Origin of the sequence: Polaribacter reichenbachii, assembly GCF_001975665.1 — a bacterium.
Lineage (GTDB): Bacteria > Bacteroidota > Bacteroidia > Flavobacteriales > Flavobacteriaceae > Polaribacter > Polaribacter reichenbachii.
On sequence record NZ_CP019419.1, the window covers coordinates 840,124 to 855,259 of the forward strand.

At 31.6% G+C, this 15,136-nt stretch carries 12 protein-coding genes; all 12 read right to left on the reverse strand.

Features of this window, described 5'->3' with window-relative positions:
• Positions 1-73: 73 nt before the first annotated feature.
• Positions 74-364: a heavy-metal-associated domain-containing protein gene (locus tag BW723_RS03580; RefSeq protein WP_226789254.1), complete on the reverse strand. Its 291-nt coding sequence runs from the start codon at positions 362-364 to the stop codon at positions 74-76.
• Positions 346-711, reverse strand: coding sequence for a rhodanese-like domain-containing protein (locus BW723_RS03585; RefSeq protein WP_226789255.1), 366 nt, complete (start codon positions 709-711; stop codon positions 346-348). Before BW723_RS03585 ends, BW723_RS03580 begins: the two co-directional genes overlap by 19 nt.
• A gap of 1 nt (position 712) precedes the next feature.
• The gene (locus BW723_RS03590) at positions 713-2,125 is read right to left on the reverse strand and encodes an MBL fold metallo-hydrolase (protein ID WP_068362176.1); all 1,413 of its coding nucleotides are present in this window, start codon (positions 2,123-2,125) and stop codon (positions 713-715) included.
• 73 nt (positions 2,126-2,198) lie between these two features.
• Positions 2,199-3,926, reverse strand: coding sequence for a SulP family inorganic anion transporter (locus tag BW723_RS03595; RefSeq protein ID WP_068362173.1), 1,728 nt, complete (start codon positions 3,924-3,926; stop codon positions 2,199-2,201).
• A gap of 114 nt (positions 3,927-4,040) precedes the next feature.
• Entirely contained in the window at positions 4,041-5,063 is a 1,023-nt protein-coding gene (ruvB, locus tag BW723_RS03600; RefSeq protein ID WP_068362170.1) for a Holliday junction branch migration DNA helicase RuvB, read from the reverse strand.
• A 106-nt stretch (positions 5,064-5,169) separates the two neighbouring features.
• Positions 5,170-6,951, reverse strand: coding sequence for a cytochrome c oxidase subunit I (locus BW723_RS03605; RefSeq protein ID WP_068362167.1), 1,782 nt, complete (start codon positions 6,949-6,951; stop codon positions 5,170-5,172).
• 33 nt (positions 6,952-6,984) lie between these two features.
• Complete coding sequence (locus tag BW723_RS03610; RefSeq protein ID WP_068362164.1) at positions 6,985-7,989, reverse strand: cytochrome c oxidase subunit II; 1,005 nt, start codon at positions 7,987-7,989, stop codon at positions 6,985-6,987.
• A gap of 33 nt (positions 7,990-8,022) precedes the next feature.
• Positions 8,023-9,474, reverse strand: coding sequence for a quinol:cytochrome C oxidoreductase (locus BW723_RS03615; protein WP_068362161.1), 1,452 nt, complete (start codon positions 9,472-9,474; stop codon positions 8,023-8,025).
• Between the two features lie 31 nt (positions 9,475-9,505).
• Complete coding sequence (locus BW723_RS03620; protein ID WP_175335418.1) at positions 9,506-10,048, reverse strand: c-type cytochrome; 543 nt, start codon at positions 10,046-10,048, stop codon at positions 9,506-9,508.
• 10 nt (positions 10,049-10,058) lie between these two features.
• The gene (locus BW723_RS03625; protein WP_068362158.1) at positions 10,059-10,586 is read right to left on the reverse strand and encodes a DUF3341 domain-containing protein; all 528 of its coding nucleotides are present in this window, start codon (positions 10,584-10,586) and stop codon (positions 10,059-10,061) included.
• A gap of 2 nt (positions 10,587-10,588) precedes the next feature.
• The gene (gene nrfD / locus BW723_RS03630; protein WP_068362156.1) at positions 10,589-12,043 is read right to left on the reverse strand and encodes an NrfD/PsrC family molybdoenzyme membrane anchor subunit; all 1,455 of its coding nucleotides are present in this window, start codon (positions 12,041-12,043) and stop codon (positions 10,589-10,591) included.
• 21 nt (positions 12,044-12,064) lie between these two features.
• A complete protein-coding gene (locus BW723_RS03635) occupies positions 12,065-15,127 on the reverse strand; it encodes a TAT-variant-translocated molybdopterin oxidoreductase (RefSeq protein ID WP_068362152.1) in 3,063 nt (1,020 codons plus the stop codon).
• Positions 15,128-15,136: the final 9 nt, after the last annotated feature.

Here is a 15,136-nt window from a genome sequence, read left to right on the forward strand (position 1 = left end):
CTAAATTAATAAAAAAAGAGGATAAAAACTTTTGTTTACAACGTTTTTACCCTCTTTTTTATTTTTGATTCTTTTAAGAATCCATTCTACCTACTGCACAACTTACATAAGATTTTGCTTTGTGTAAAACTGAGTTTTTATCCCCAACTTCTGGATAACCTAATTTAGACAATTTTAATTTAATTTCTGCTAAATTGTCTTTTTCTGATGCAATAGAAACAATTGATTTTTCAATATCAATATCTATTTCATTTACACCATCTATACCTAAAATTCCTTTTTTAATAGTTGCAGCACAACCACCACATTTTAAATTTTCTATTTGAATATCTGCTTTCATAATTTCTAATTTTCTTTTTTCCATTGATTATATCCGCCTAAAACATTGTAAACTTCATAACCATTTTCTATTAATATTTTTGCAGATTTTACACTTCTATTACCAGATCTGCAATACAAATAAACTGGTTTTGTTTTGTCTAATTGCTTTGTTGCTTTTTCGTGAAAATCATCATCGAAATAATTAGCAAATTTTGCGGTTTCTATAAAACCATTTTTTATTTCTTTTGGTGTTCTAACATCCATTAATTGAATGCTATCTTTTTCTACTAAAACTTTTAATTCTGATGTAGTAATCGATTTAACTTCTACTTGCGAGCTGCAATTCAGAAAAAATAAGCTTATAAATATAATACAAAAAGTATGCCTCATTTTATGATTTTAAAGTTGACGGACAAACAGCTTTATCTGTTCTTTTAATGTTTGTATTTCTAATGGCTGCATAACCACCTGCAACATCTATTACATTATGAAAACCACGAGCTTTTAAAATAGAAGCTGCAATTACAGAACGATAACCTCCTGCACAATGCACGTAAAAAGCTCCTTTTTTAGGAAACTCAGTAATATGATTATTTAAAAAATCTAATGGTGTACTTGTTACATTTTCTATATGTTCACTATCATATTCTCCTGGTTTTCTAACATCAAAAACAATAGCGTTATTGTTTATTTTATCCTCTAAAACATCCGCAGAAACAGATGATAATGTATCTATTTCTTTATCTGCTTTTAGCCAAGAAGCAAAACTACCTTCTAAATATCCTAAAACATTATCAAACCCTACTCTAGACAAACGAGTTATTACTTCTTCTTCTCTACCTATTGGAGAAACTAATAAAATTGGCTGATTGATATCTCTAATTAAAGCGCCAACCCAAGGTGCAAAACCACCATCTACACCAATAAAAATAGACTGAGGAATAAATCCTTTTATAAATTCTGATTGATGACGCACATCTAAAATAATGGCATCTGTTGTATTGGCTACTAATTCGAAATCTTTTACTGATAAAGGTTTTGCTGATGTTTTAATTATATCATCTATATCTTTATACCCTTCTTTATTCAATTTTACATTTAAAGGGAAATACGCAGGTGGAGGCAATAAACCATCTGTTACTTCGTCTATAAACTCTTCTTTAGTCATATTTGCTCTTAATGCATAATTAGTTTCTTTTTGATTACCTATTGTACCTACAGTTTCTTTACTTAAGTTTTTACCACAAGCAGAACCAGCTCCATGAGCAGGATAAACGATTACATCATCTGCCAAAGTCATTACTTTTGTTCTTAAACTATCGTATAAAAAGCCGGCTAAATCTTTTTCTGTAAGATCTCCCTTTTGTGCTAAATCTGGTCTACCAACATCACCTAAAAACAAAGTGTCTCCACTAAAAAGTGCATAATCTTTTCCTGTTTCATCTTTCAATAAAAAACAAGTACTTTCCATAGTATGCCCAGGAGTGTGTAACACTGTAATTGTAATATTACCTAAATTAAAAACTTGATTGTCTTCTGCAATAAGCGCATCGAAACTAGTTTTAGCAGTAGGTCCATAAACAATTTTTGCTCCGGTTTTTTCTGCTAAAGTAACGTGTCCACTTACAAAATCTGCGTGAAAATGAGTTTCAAAAATATATTTGATTTTTGCTTTATTATTATCTGCTCTGTTTATATAATCTTGTACTTCTCTTAACGGATCTATAATAGCAACCTCTCCATTACTCTCTACATAATAAGCTCCTTGTGCTAAACAACCTGTGTAAATTTGTTCTATTATCATAATCTTAAATTGAACTTTTATTAACTATCAAAATTACTTTTGATATTCTATTTTTAAAATGATATTCATCAGTTTATTTATATGCATGATGAATATATTTTGCATATTTTTCTTGATGTTTTCTATCACCTGTTTTGTAAAATTTCACAGCTTGATTTACTCTCATAAAAAAATGATTGATATCTATAATTTCTAAAATTCCGCTTCTAAATAAATCGTCTCTAACTGGTCCTTTAACACCTGCTAAATAAAACTTTACTCCTTTTTTTTGATAAAATTTAATTCGCTCTTTTAGCATTTCTACTCCTGTACTATCTACCCTATTTATGCTTTCTGCATCTAATACTATCAATTTTAATGCCTTTCCTTTTTTTTCTGCTCTAATGTCTAAGTTGTCTCTAAAATAACTAGAATTGGCATAAAAGATTTGTGCATCGAATCTAAAAACTAAAATGTCATCTTCTATAATAACTTCTTCAAAACGGTTTCTATTTCTATAAAAATTAGAATCTGGTACTTTACCTAATTCTGTTGTATAAGGTCTAGAAGTTCTATAAATTAAAACGATTAAAGACAAACCTACACCTACCATAATTCCGAATTCAATTCCAAGTAAAAGTGTGGCTAAAAAAGTAGACATCATCAACCAAAAATCTAGGTTATTAGCTCTCCATAAAAATGCTGCTTCTTTAAAATTTATCAAATTAAAAACAGCAACTATAATAATGGCAGCTAAAACTGTTTTTGGCAAATGATAAAACAATGGTGTTAAAAAAAGCAAAGTTAAAACTACCATTATCACAGAAATTAAAGCAGCCATTCCTGTTTTTGCACCACTTTCTTGATTTATAGCAGATCTTGAAAAACTAGAAGTAGATGGATAAGCTTTAAACAAAGAACCTATCATATTTGCCAAACCTAGTGCAATTAATTCTTGATTGGGTCTTATTCTATATTCATCTTGTTTGGCTTCTAAAGATTTACCAATAGAAATAGTTTCTAAATAACCAACCATTACTAAAGTTATGGCAATTGGAAATAGTTCTCGAATTAAATCTAAATCGTATTCCGGAAAACCAAAATCGGGTAAACCTGAAGGAATGTCTTTTACAATTGAAACATCATTAAAAGATGTTCCAAAATATTTCATTATTAGAATTCCAACAATAACAACAATTAATGCATTCGGAATTTTCTTGTTGATTTTTCTAAAAATGATGATCATTAACACAGAGATAATTCCGATTACTGTTGTATGATGATTATAACTGGATATTTGTAACCAAATATCTTGTATTACATATTGAATTTGATCGCTTTGTAAAAAATCTACACCTAATAAGTTTCTAAATTGATTTAAACCAATAATTAATGCAACTGCGGATGTAAACCCTGTAATAACTGGTTTTGATAAAAAGTTGACAATGAAACCTAGGCTAAAAATACCCATTATAAATTGAAGAGCGCCTACCATTAATCCTAATAAAATAGCAATTGCAATATAACTTTCTGAACCTGCCAAAGCTAAAGTAGAAACACCTGTAGCAACTATTAAAGAATCCATAGCAACAGGACCAATAGCTACTTGCCTTGACGAGCCAAAAATAGCATACATAATTTGTGGTACTAACGCACAATACAAACCATAAATTGGTGGTAACCCTGCAATTAGAGCATATGCAATTCCCTGCGGAATTAAAATAATACCAACAGTAATCCCAGCTAATAAATCACCTTTAAAAAGTGATGTATTATAGTTGGGTAACCATTCTAAAACAGGTATTATCTTTTTTATGTTCATTGATTAATCCTAGTCTTTCTAAGAGAAACAACTCTTATTTATATATTTTATTTGAAAATGAAATTTACTTATTCTAACTTCTTGTCTCTTGTCTCTTGTCTCTTGTCTCTAAACTTAAAATAATTCTCCTTGATTTCTTCCTTTTGTTCTTCCTAAATGTTTATATGCTAATTCAGTAACTTCTCTCCCTCTTGGGGTTCTCATTATAAATCCTTGCTGAATTAAAAATGGCTCATAAACTTCTTCAATCGTTTCTGTATTTTCAGAAACTGCTGTTGCAATTGTACTAATTCCTACTGGACCTCCTTTAAATTTATCTATAATGGTTTCTAATATTTTATTATCCATTTCATCTAAACCGTGAGCATCTACATTTAAAGCTTTTAATGCATATTTTGCAATTTGAATAGTAATAGTTCCATCTCCTTTAATCTGAGCAAAATCTCTAACTCTTCTTAACAATGCATTAGCAATTCTTGGTGTTCCTCTACTTCTACCAGCAATTTCTATAGCAGCTTCCATAGAAATAGGTACCCCCAAAATATTTGAACTTCTTTGTATAATTGTAGTTAACAATTCTGTGGAATAATAATGTAACCTACTACTGATTCCAAAACGTGCTCTCATTGGTGCTGTTAGCAAACCAGAACGAGTTGTTGCACCAATTAAAGTAAAGGGTTCTAAATTGATTTGAACTGTTCTAGCATTTGGGCCAGATTCAATCATAATATCAATCTTGTAATCTTCCATTGCAGAATACAAATATTCTTCTACAATAGGGCTTAATCTGTGAATTTCATCAATAAAAAGAACATCTCTTTCATCTAAATTAGTAAGTAAACCAGCTAAATCTCCTGGTTTATCTAAAACAGGGCCAGAAGTTACTTTTATACCTACTTCTAATTCATTTGCTAAAATATGTGCTAATGTAGTTTTTCCTAAACCTGGAGGTCCGTGAAATAATGTGTGATCAAGTGCTTCTCCTCTTTGATTTGCTGCTTCTACAAATATTTTTAAATTTTCTAATGCTTGATCTTGTCCTGTAAAGTCATCAAAAGAAAGTGGTCGTAATTTTTTTTCTACGTCCAAATCTTCATTTGAATAATTTGTATTTTCAGGATTTAAGTTTTCATTCATAAATACAAAGATAAGAGAAATTGAAACAGAAAAAATGTACCAATTGTTACAAAACAAAAAACCTTTCCAAGTTTGGAAAGGTTTTTTATATCACTAATATATTTTTCTAAGAAGGCTCTTCACCATCTAATAAAGGCGTAGTTTGTAAAACAAAATCTTGCCCATGTAAATAATCACTATCATCATCATTAGGATCTACTCTTTTACTATAATCGTAAGCCCATCTGTGTACCTCAGGAATTTTACCTGGCCAGTTTCCATGTACATGTTCTACTGGTGTTGTCCATTCTATTGTGTTTGAATTCCAAGGGTTTTGTGTTGCTTTTTTACCTCTATAAATAGAGATAAAGAAGTTTGCTAAAAATATTATTTGTCCTGCACCACCAATTAAAGCAAATATTGTAATAACAACATTTACATCAGCTAAATCATCGAACATTGGAAAAGCTGTATTTGAATAATATCTTCTTGGTAAACCAGCTAATCCTATAAAATGCATTGGCCAAAATACTCCATAAGCACAGATAATTGAAATCCAGAAATGCCAATAACCCATAGTTTTATTCATCATTCTTCCATACATTTTAGGAAACCAATGATAAATACCTGCATACATACCAAATATTGCAGAAACACCCATTACTAAGTGGAAGTGAGCTACAACAAAGTAAGTATCATGAATGGCAATATCTAAAGCAGAATCTCCTAAAACTAATCCTGTTAAACCTCCAGTTACAAAAGTTGAAACTAAACCGATAGAAAATAACATAGCAGGATTTAGCTGCAAATTACCTTTCCAAAGTGTGGTTATATAGTTGAATGCTTTTACAGCAGATGGTATTGCAATTAACAAGGTTGTAAATGTAAATACAGACCCTAAGAAAGGATTCATACCAGAAATAAACATATGGTGCCCCCAAACAATTGTAGATAAAAATGCAATTGCCATAATTGACATAACCATTGCTCTATATCCAAAAATTGGTTTTCTTGAATGTGTAGATATAATTTCTGATGTTATACCCAATGCTGGTAATAATACAATATATACTTCTGGGTGACCTAAAAACCAAAATAAGTGTTCAAATAATACTGGCGATCCTCCTTGATAATGTAAAACCTCTCCTGATATAAATATATCTGATAAATAAAATGAAGTTCCAAAGCTTCTATCAAAAATTAATAATAAAGCTGCTGATAATAATACTGGGAAAGAAACTACACCAATAATTGCTGTAATAAAGAATGCCCACATTGTTAATGGCAATCTTGTCATTTTCATCCCTTTTGTTCTTAAATTGAATATTGTAACAATATAATTTAAAGAACCAATTAATGAAGATGCAATAAAAATAGCCATAGCAACTAACCATAGAGTCATACCTGCTCCAGAACCTGGAATTGCTTGTGGTAATGCACTTAATGGTGGATAAATTGTCCATCCTGCAGATGCTGGTCCTGCTTCTACAAATAATGAAATTACCATAATTACACTAGATAAGAAGAATAACCAATAAGAAACCATGTTTAAGAAACCAGATGCCATATCTCTAGCACCAATCTGCAATGGAATTAATAAGTTAGAAAAAGTACCACTTAAACCTGCTGTTAATACAAAGAATACCATAATTGTACCGTGTATAGTAACTAAGGCTAAGTACATATCTGGATTCATTACTCCATCTGTTTGATGAGGTCCTAAAAACGCTTCAATCAATGAAAACGATTCTTCTGGCCAAGCAATTTGCATACGGAATAGCATAGACATAAACACACCTATGATTCCCATAAACATACCAGTTACCAAGAACTGTTTCGAGATCATTTTATGATCTTGACTAAAAATATATTTTGTTACAAATGTTTCTTTATGATGATGTTCTGACATAATCTATTAATTTGTAGTATCTTAATTTAATAATTATTTAATAACTGAAGCTAAAGTTGGTTGTTCTGCAATCCATTTATCATACTCTTCTTGCTCAACAACTGTAATTTTCATTTGCATACTATAATGTGATGCTCCACAAATTTTATTACATAATAATAAGTAATCAAATTCGTATAAATCTTCTCCTTTAGCAGCTCTAATTTTATTAATTCCTTTTGTTTTAGCAACAACTTCAGACTGCTGTCTCATTTCTTCGGTTGTATATTTTGGTGTAAAACCAAATTCAGTAACCATACCAGGAACACAATTCATTTGTGCTCTAAAGTGAGGCATATAAGCTGAATGTAATACATCTTGAGAACGGAACTTAAAGTGTACTTTTTTACCTTTTGGCAAATACAATTCTGTAACTTGTTTATCGTCTAAAGAATTTTTATCATTCATATCAACACCCATTGTATTGATTCCTTTAATGTAGTTTACATTTCCTCTACCTAAAGAATTATCATCTCCTGCGTATCTTGCATCCCATCTAAATTGTTGTGCATACACTTCAATTTCTATTGCATCTTCATCAGATAAATCCATCACATTATTCCATTGCCATAAACCATAACCAATTAAACCAACTAAAACCACTGCAGGAGTAACTGTCCATATTAATTCTAATTGATGACTATCAGAATAAAATTTTGCTTTGTTATTCTTGTTTCCTCTATATTTAAAAGTAAAGAAGAAAATTAAAAATTGCATAATAAACTGAACAACACCTATTAACCAAAATGTAATATTGAATAATCTATCGTCATGTTCTCCTTCAATAGAAGCAGATTCAGGTAACATCAAAACATTTAAAGCAATTAAGCAATAAATCATTATAGCATATAAAAATACCATAAAATAAAGTGCATATTTACCTTGTTTCGCATTGTCTTCATCGTTTGCAATAACCGTTCTAAAATTTAAAATTCTAGTTATTTGCCAAACACTTACACCTATTGCAACACCTATAAAAATATAAAATAGAGCTAGCATATATATCTTTTCTTATTTGTTTAAATCTAATTATTAATGATGATCTGATCCTTCTCCTCTATGTTCTATATTGTAATAGTGGAAATGTTCACTTTCTTCTAAATATGGGTTTCCTTTTGGTATAGGGCTTGCTTTTGCAAATGCACTAAATACTGTAAATATAAATATACCTAAAAAGAAAAGTAAAGCACTAAATTCTGGAATTCCGAAAGACCATTGAGCACCTACAGTTGCTGGCATAACCATAACAAATATATCTACATAATGACCAGATAAAATTACAATTCCACCAATAATTACAAACCAAGGCATACTCTTAAAATCACTATTTAATAATAGTAAAATTGGGAATATAAAGTTCATAACTACCATACCTAAAAATGGCAATTTGTATTCATTGAATCTTGCTACAAAGTAAGTAGTTTCTTCAGGAATGTCTGCATACCAAATTAACATAAATTGAGCGAACCATAAGTATGTCCAGAATACAGAAAAACCGAACATAAATTTCGCTAAATCATGAATATGACTATCATTTACAGCTGGTAAAGCTCCTTTAGAACGTAAATAAATAGTTACAAAAGCAATAACTGTTAATGCACTTACTAGTAAACTTGCTAAAACATACCAACCAAATAATGTTGAGAACCAGTGAGGATCTAATCCCATAATCCAATCCCATGACATCATAGACTCTGTTAACATAAACAGAAAAATAAATCCTACAGATACATTATAATTTAACTTAAATGTTTTATAACCATCGTTTGCAGTATCTTCTTTGATTGAATTTCTACGGATAAACCATCTATAAGCATTCCATATTGCTAAATAAACGATACTTCTAATTGTCCATCCTGGCACATTCATCCACCAAGATTTACCATCAACAATAGGATCATAATTTGGACTTGTTGGATCGAAAACACCTTCTGCCATCCAAGGAAACAAATGATTCATATGCATTGCTGCAGCTATAACTACAACTACCATAATAATAGAAGTTGGTACAAGATTCGCAGTAATGGCTTCCATCACTCTAAATAAAACGATAGACCAACCTGATTGCGCAACTCTTTGTGCTGCGTAAAATGCTAAAACTAATAATGAAATTCCTAAAAAGAAAAACAAAGAAACATATAAAGCAGACCAAGGCTTATTTTGCAATTGATGCAAAACGTGTTCTGCATGGGCATCATCATGATTACTTCCATGAGCACTTTCTTCAGCATAAGCATCATTTTTGTGATCAGCTGAATGAGCTTTCTCTACACTATGATTATCTACTGAAGCTTCTGAATGAGCTTCTTCTTTAACATCATGAGAACTTCCGTGACTATCGCCATGAGAAGATTGATGTGCAATAATTTCTTTAGCCTCATCTATAGTAGATGGAGCAGAAGCAAAACTTATTACAATTCCTATTAAACCTAATGCAATTAGTGCTAATGAGAATGTTTTTAATTTACCTGAGAATTGATACATATCTTTCGTATTCTATCTTTTTGTAATTATATTATAATTCAGCGCGTAAATTTTCTACGTAATGAATTATCTGCCAACGTTCGTTATAAGTTAATTGAGATGAATGAGAACCCATTAAATTTTTTCCATGCATAATAACATGATAAATACTCCCTGCGTTTATGTCTCTATCTTTATAACTTGGTATTCCTTCGAATTTTTCTGCTTGAGATAAATATCCATTTCCATCACCTTTTTTACCATGACAAGAAATACAATATATTTCGTAAAGCGCTTTACCTTTTTCTAAATTCTCTTCAGAAGCTTCTAAAGGATTTTTTAATTCAGCTTTTGCTTTATCATAACCTTCTGCAGTATCTGGAATATCATAAGCAGGATGACCACCTCTTGGTATAGTACCAGCAACTGGCTCACTATTTACAGGCTTATTGTTTATTCCTTCAGCTCCATTAGCATCATATGGTACAGATACATACATATCTGGCATATATTCTAATTGTGGTTTTCTTTTGTTGTTACAAGATATAATACTTGCAAAAACTATTAAAGCGATAAATAATTTAAAATTCTTCATTATCTATTTATTAGTGCTTATCTACTACATTAATTTCTACAGCTCCTGTTTTTTCTAATAATGCTGTTAATTCTTCAACATTATTATGTACAGGGATTTCCATTAAAAAATGATCGTCTGTAGTTCTTGGATCTGGGTTTTCTGCTTTCTTAAAAGGCCATATTCTACTTCTCATATAAAAAGTAATTACCATTAAGTGAGCTGCAAAAAACACCGTTAATTCGAACATAATTGGCACAAAAGCAGGCATATTTTCTGCCCAAGAAAAACTTGGTTTACCACCAATATCTTGTGGCCAATCTTGAATCATCATATAGTTTGTCATCCAAATTGCCACAGACAAACCAGTAATTCCATAAAAGAATGCAGTAATGGCTAATTTAGTTGGTGCTAAACCCATTGCTTTGTCTAAACCGTGCACAGGAAATGGACAAAATACTTCTTCTATGTGATGACCATCTGCTTTAACAGACTTAACTGCATCTAATACAATTTCGTCATCATTATAAAATGCGTGAATAACTTTTGATGATTCCATAATTATTCTTTATCTTTTTTATCAGTACTACCCTCTTTTGCAGTTACAATAATAGCTGGCTTAGTTGGTATACCTTGTTCTCTTCTCTTCTTGTAAAATTCACCAGAAGATTTCAAAATTGTTTTAACCTCTGCTTGCGCGATAACTGGGAATGTTCTTGCATATAATAAGAATAATACAAAGAAAAATCCTATTGTTCCTATAAAGATACCAACATCTACAAAAGTTGGCTCAAAACGCCACCAAGTTGATGGTAAATGACCTTTACTTAATACAATTGCAATAATATCAAAACGCTCAAACCACATACCAATATTAATGAATATTGAAATGATAAAAGACCATATAAAACTTCTTCTAATTTTCTTAAACCATAATAACTGAGGCGTTAAAATGTTAAAGAATAATAATGAATAAAAAGCCCAAGCATAAGGTCCTGTTGCAGCACCTACAGATAAATAGGTATAGTTTTCATAAGGTGATCCTGTATACCAAGCAATAAAAAATTCAGTTGCATACGCTACAGCTACAATTCCACCAGTTAAGATAATTACAATGTTCATATATTCTACGTGTAAACGTGTAATATACTCTTCCATATTAGTAACCTTTCTCATAATCCCTAATAACGTTTGTACCATTGCAAATCCAGAAAAGATTGCTCCTGCTACGAAATAAGGTGGAAAGATTGTTGAGTGCCAACCTGGATTGATTGATGTAGCAAAATCCATAGATACAATAGTATGTACAGAAAGTACTAATGGAGTTGCTAAACCTGCAAGTACCAAAGATACTTCTTCGAAACGTTGCCAATCTTTAGCTCTACCAGACCAACCAAAACTTAATAATGCATATATTTTCTTTTGGAAAGGTTTTACAGCTCTATCACGAATCATTGCAAAATCTGGTAATAAACCTGTCCACCAGAAAACCAATGATACAGATAAATAAGTTGAGATTGCAAATACATCCCATAATAATGGTGAGTTAAAGTTAACCCATAATGATCCGAATTGATTTGGAATTGGTAATACCCAATATCCATTCCAAGGACGACCCATGTGAATTATTGGAAACAATCCTGCTTGAAAAACGGCAAAAATTGTCATTGCTTCTGCAGAACGGTTTATGGCCATTCTCCATTTTTGACGGAATAATAAAAGTACAGCAGAAATTAATGTTCCTGCATGACCAATACCTACCCACCATACAAAGTTTGTGATATCCCAAGCCCAACCAATGTTCTTGCTTAATCCCCAAACTCCAATACCTGTTCCAACTGTATAAAAGATACATCCAAATCCCCAAAGCATTGCAGCTAAAGAAATATAAAATGCGATATACCAATTCTTATTTGCTTTACCTTCTATTGGCTTAGCAATGTCTTCGGTAATATCATGGTAACTTTTATCACCTAATACTAAAGGTTCCCTTATGGGTGCTTCGTAATGAGACATATTCTATATCTTAATTTTAAATTACGCTTCGTTTGTATTCTTTATTTTTACTTGATAGATTACGTTAGGTTTTGTCTGTAAGTAATCTAATACATTGTAAGCTCTTTTATCTTCTGCTAAAGCAGCTACTTGATCTTCTTTATTGTTTACATCTCCAAAAACCATAGCTCCAGTAGTACAAGCAGATGAACAAGCCGTTTCGAACTCATCTGTATTTACTGGTCTTCCTTCTTTCTTAGCTTTTAGAATAGTTGCCTGTGTCATTTGAATACACATAGAACATTTTTCCATAACTCCTCTAGAACGAACTACTACATCTGGATTTAATACCATTTTACCATATTCATTGTTCATGTTAAAATCGAACTCGTTATTATTTGCATAATTAAACCAGTTAAATCTACGAACTCTATATGGACAGTTGTTTGCACAATATCTTGTACCAACACATCTGTTGTATGCCATTTGATTTTGACCTTGACGACCATGTGATGTTGCTGCAACTGGACAAACAGTCTCACAAGGAGCATGATTACAGTGCTGACACATCATTGGTTGAAAAGTAACCTCAGGATTTTCTGCTTCAGTTTCTAAAGCTCTATAAGTATCTCCTCTACTTAATCCTAATTCTTTTGCATCTTCTCTAGTTTCTACTTCAGAAGAATAATATCTATCAATACGCAACCAGTGCATATCTCTACCAACTCTAACTTCATTCTTACCAACAACTGGTACATTGTTTTCTGCATGACAAGCAACAACACAAGCACCACAACCAGTACAAGATGTTAAATCTATTGATAAATTAAAGTGATGCCCAACTTCTCTGTTATGCTCATCCCATAAATCAATAGTATTTGCTTCTACTTCTTGATGATCGTAAGATACCATTGATGGTTTATTCCATCCATGATGATGATCTTTAGGAGCAACAGTATTGTACTCTTTTAAAGATGCAACTTTTAAAATATCATGACGCCCAGCAATAGTTTTTTGCACCTGAGTACAAGCAAACTTATGAGTTCCAGATACTTTTTCAATCTTAACATTATATTGAATGTTATTGCCTCCATTATATAAAGGATAAGCATTAACACCAACTTGCATTTCTTCTTTTAAACCAAAAGTTTTACCATAACCTAATGCTAAACCTACAGAACCTTTTGCCTGCCCAGGTTGAATCATTACAGGAACTGTAACTTCTACACCATTTACAGTTACTTTAGCAAAATCTCCATCTATAGCTCCATTGTCTTTTACAGGATTTTCAAACTCTAATTCTTTTGCATCTGCAATAGAAATAGTTAAGTAGTTGTCCCAAGAAGCTCTTGTAATTGGATCAGGGAATTCTTGTAACCAAGGATTGTTTGCTTGCTTACCATCTCCTAAACCAGTTTTGGTATATAAATTTAATTCAAAACCTGTAGCCTTTTTTGCTGAGCTTGCTAATTGATTAGCAGCATCTGCAACTGAAACAGTAGTTTCAAAAGTAGATTCTTCTGCAACTAATTCAGTTGTAAAAAAACCATTATGTAAAGCAGTATTCCATGAAGAACCTCCTAAAACATTATCTGCAGCGTAAGTTTTTAAATAATCGTAATATTTTGTAGCGCTACCAGACCATTTTAATAAAGTGTCTTGAAATTGACGTGTATTAAATAAAGGCTGAATAGTTGGTTGCATTAATCCATAAGTAACAGCATTAAACTGAGTATCTCCCCAAGATTCTAAGAAATGTGGAGCAGGTAATGCAAAATTTGAAATATCTGCTGTTGCAGTATTTTCTGTTGATAATGCAACTGATAATTCTAATTTCTTTAAGCCATCAGCAAAAGCTGATGCATTTGGTAAAGTATAAACTGGATCTACATTGTAAGAAATTAATCCTGCAACTTTACCAGATTTCATATCTGAAACTAATTGAGCTACTTCTACATCATTTCCTTGACGGATATTTAATGTGTTTTTCGTATCAAAAATTTCACTATTTAAAGCTTCATTAATTGCAAAAGCAACTAATTGGGCATTTTTATCATTTAATCCTGTTAAAACAACAGCTTTAGAACCCGCTTTCTTTAACTCAGCAGCCATTCTTTTTACTTCAGCATCAACTGGTGTTGATTTAGAAGAAACTGCATTACCAGTAATTGCACTATATAAGTTTAACAAAGCAAATACTTGATCAGAAGGTTTTAAAACCACTCTTTTATCTGAATTTGCTCCAGTTAAAGACATATTACTCTCAAACTGCACATGGTAAGACATATGACCCGTTTTTGGATCTCTACCTTGCATAAATGATTTTTCAAATCCACCATGAAAATCTCCTAAGAAATCTGCACCAAAAGAAACAATTGTTTTTGCTTTGTCTAAATGATAATTTGGCAACACACGTTTACCATACATTGCCAACATCGCATCTGCAGCACCAGATTCTGAAACAGCATCATATACAACGTGTTTTACATTTGGATTTGCAGCAATAAATTCTGAAACAATTTTATCAGTAGAAGGACTAGCCATTGTTCCTGTTAATAACACAACAGGCTTACCAGCTTCTTTTAAACTATTTAATTTTTGTGCAATTTCTTTATCAGCATCTGCCCATGAAATAACTTCACCAGCTTTGGTTGGCTCTTTTAATCTAAGTTTTTCATCATATAAAGATAAAACAGAAGCTTGCACTCTTGCACTTGTAGTTCCGTTTGCATCTTTATTTGGCATGATCTGAATAGGACGACCTTCTCTTGTTTTTACTAAAACATTTGCAAAATCGTAACCATCTGCAATAGAAGTAGCATACCAATCTGCAACTCCTGCAATAATATCATTTGGTCTTACAACGTAAGGTATAGACTTTCTAACAGGACCTTCACAAGCCGCTAAAGAAGCTGCTGCAGTAGTAAAGCCAACATACTTTAAGAAATCTCTACGAGAAGTAGAAGAATTCTCTAATGTTTCTTTATCACCTAAAAACTGATCTGTAGGAATTTCTTCTACAAACTCATTTTTACTCAGCGTTTCAACAATAGAACTATCTTTTAGTTCCTCAACACTTTTCCAGTATTTTTTGTTTGAAGCCATTCTTTATTT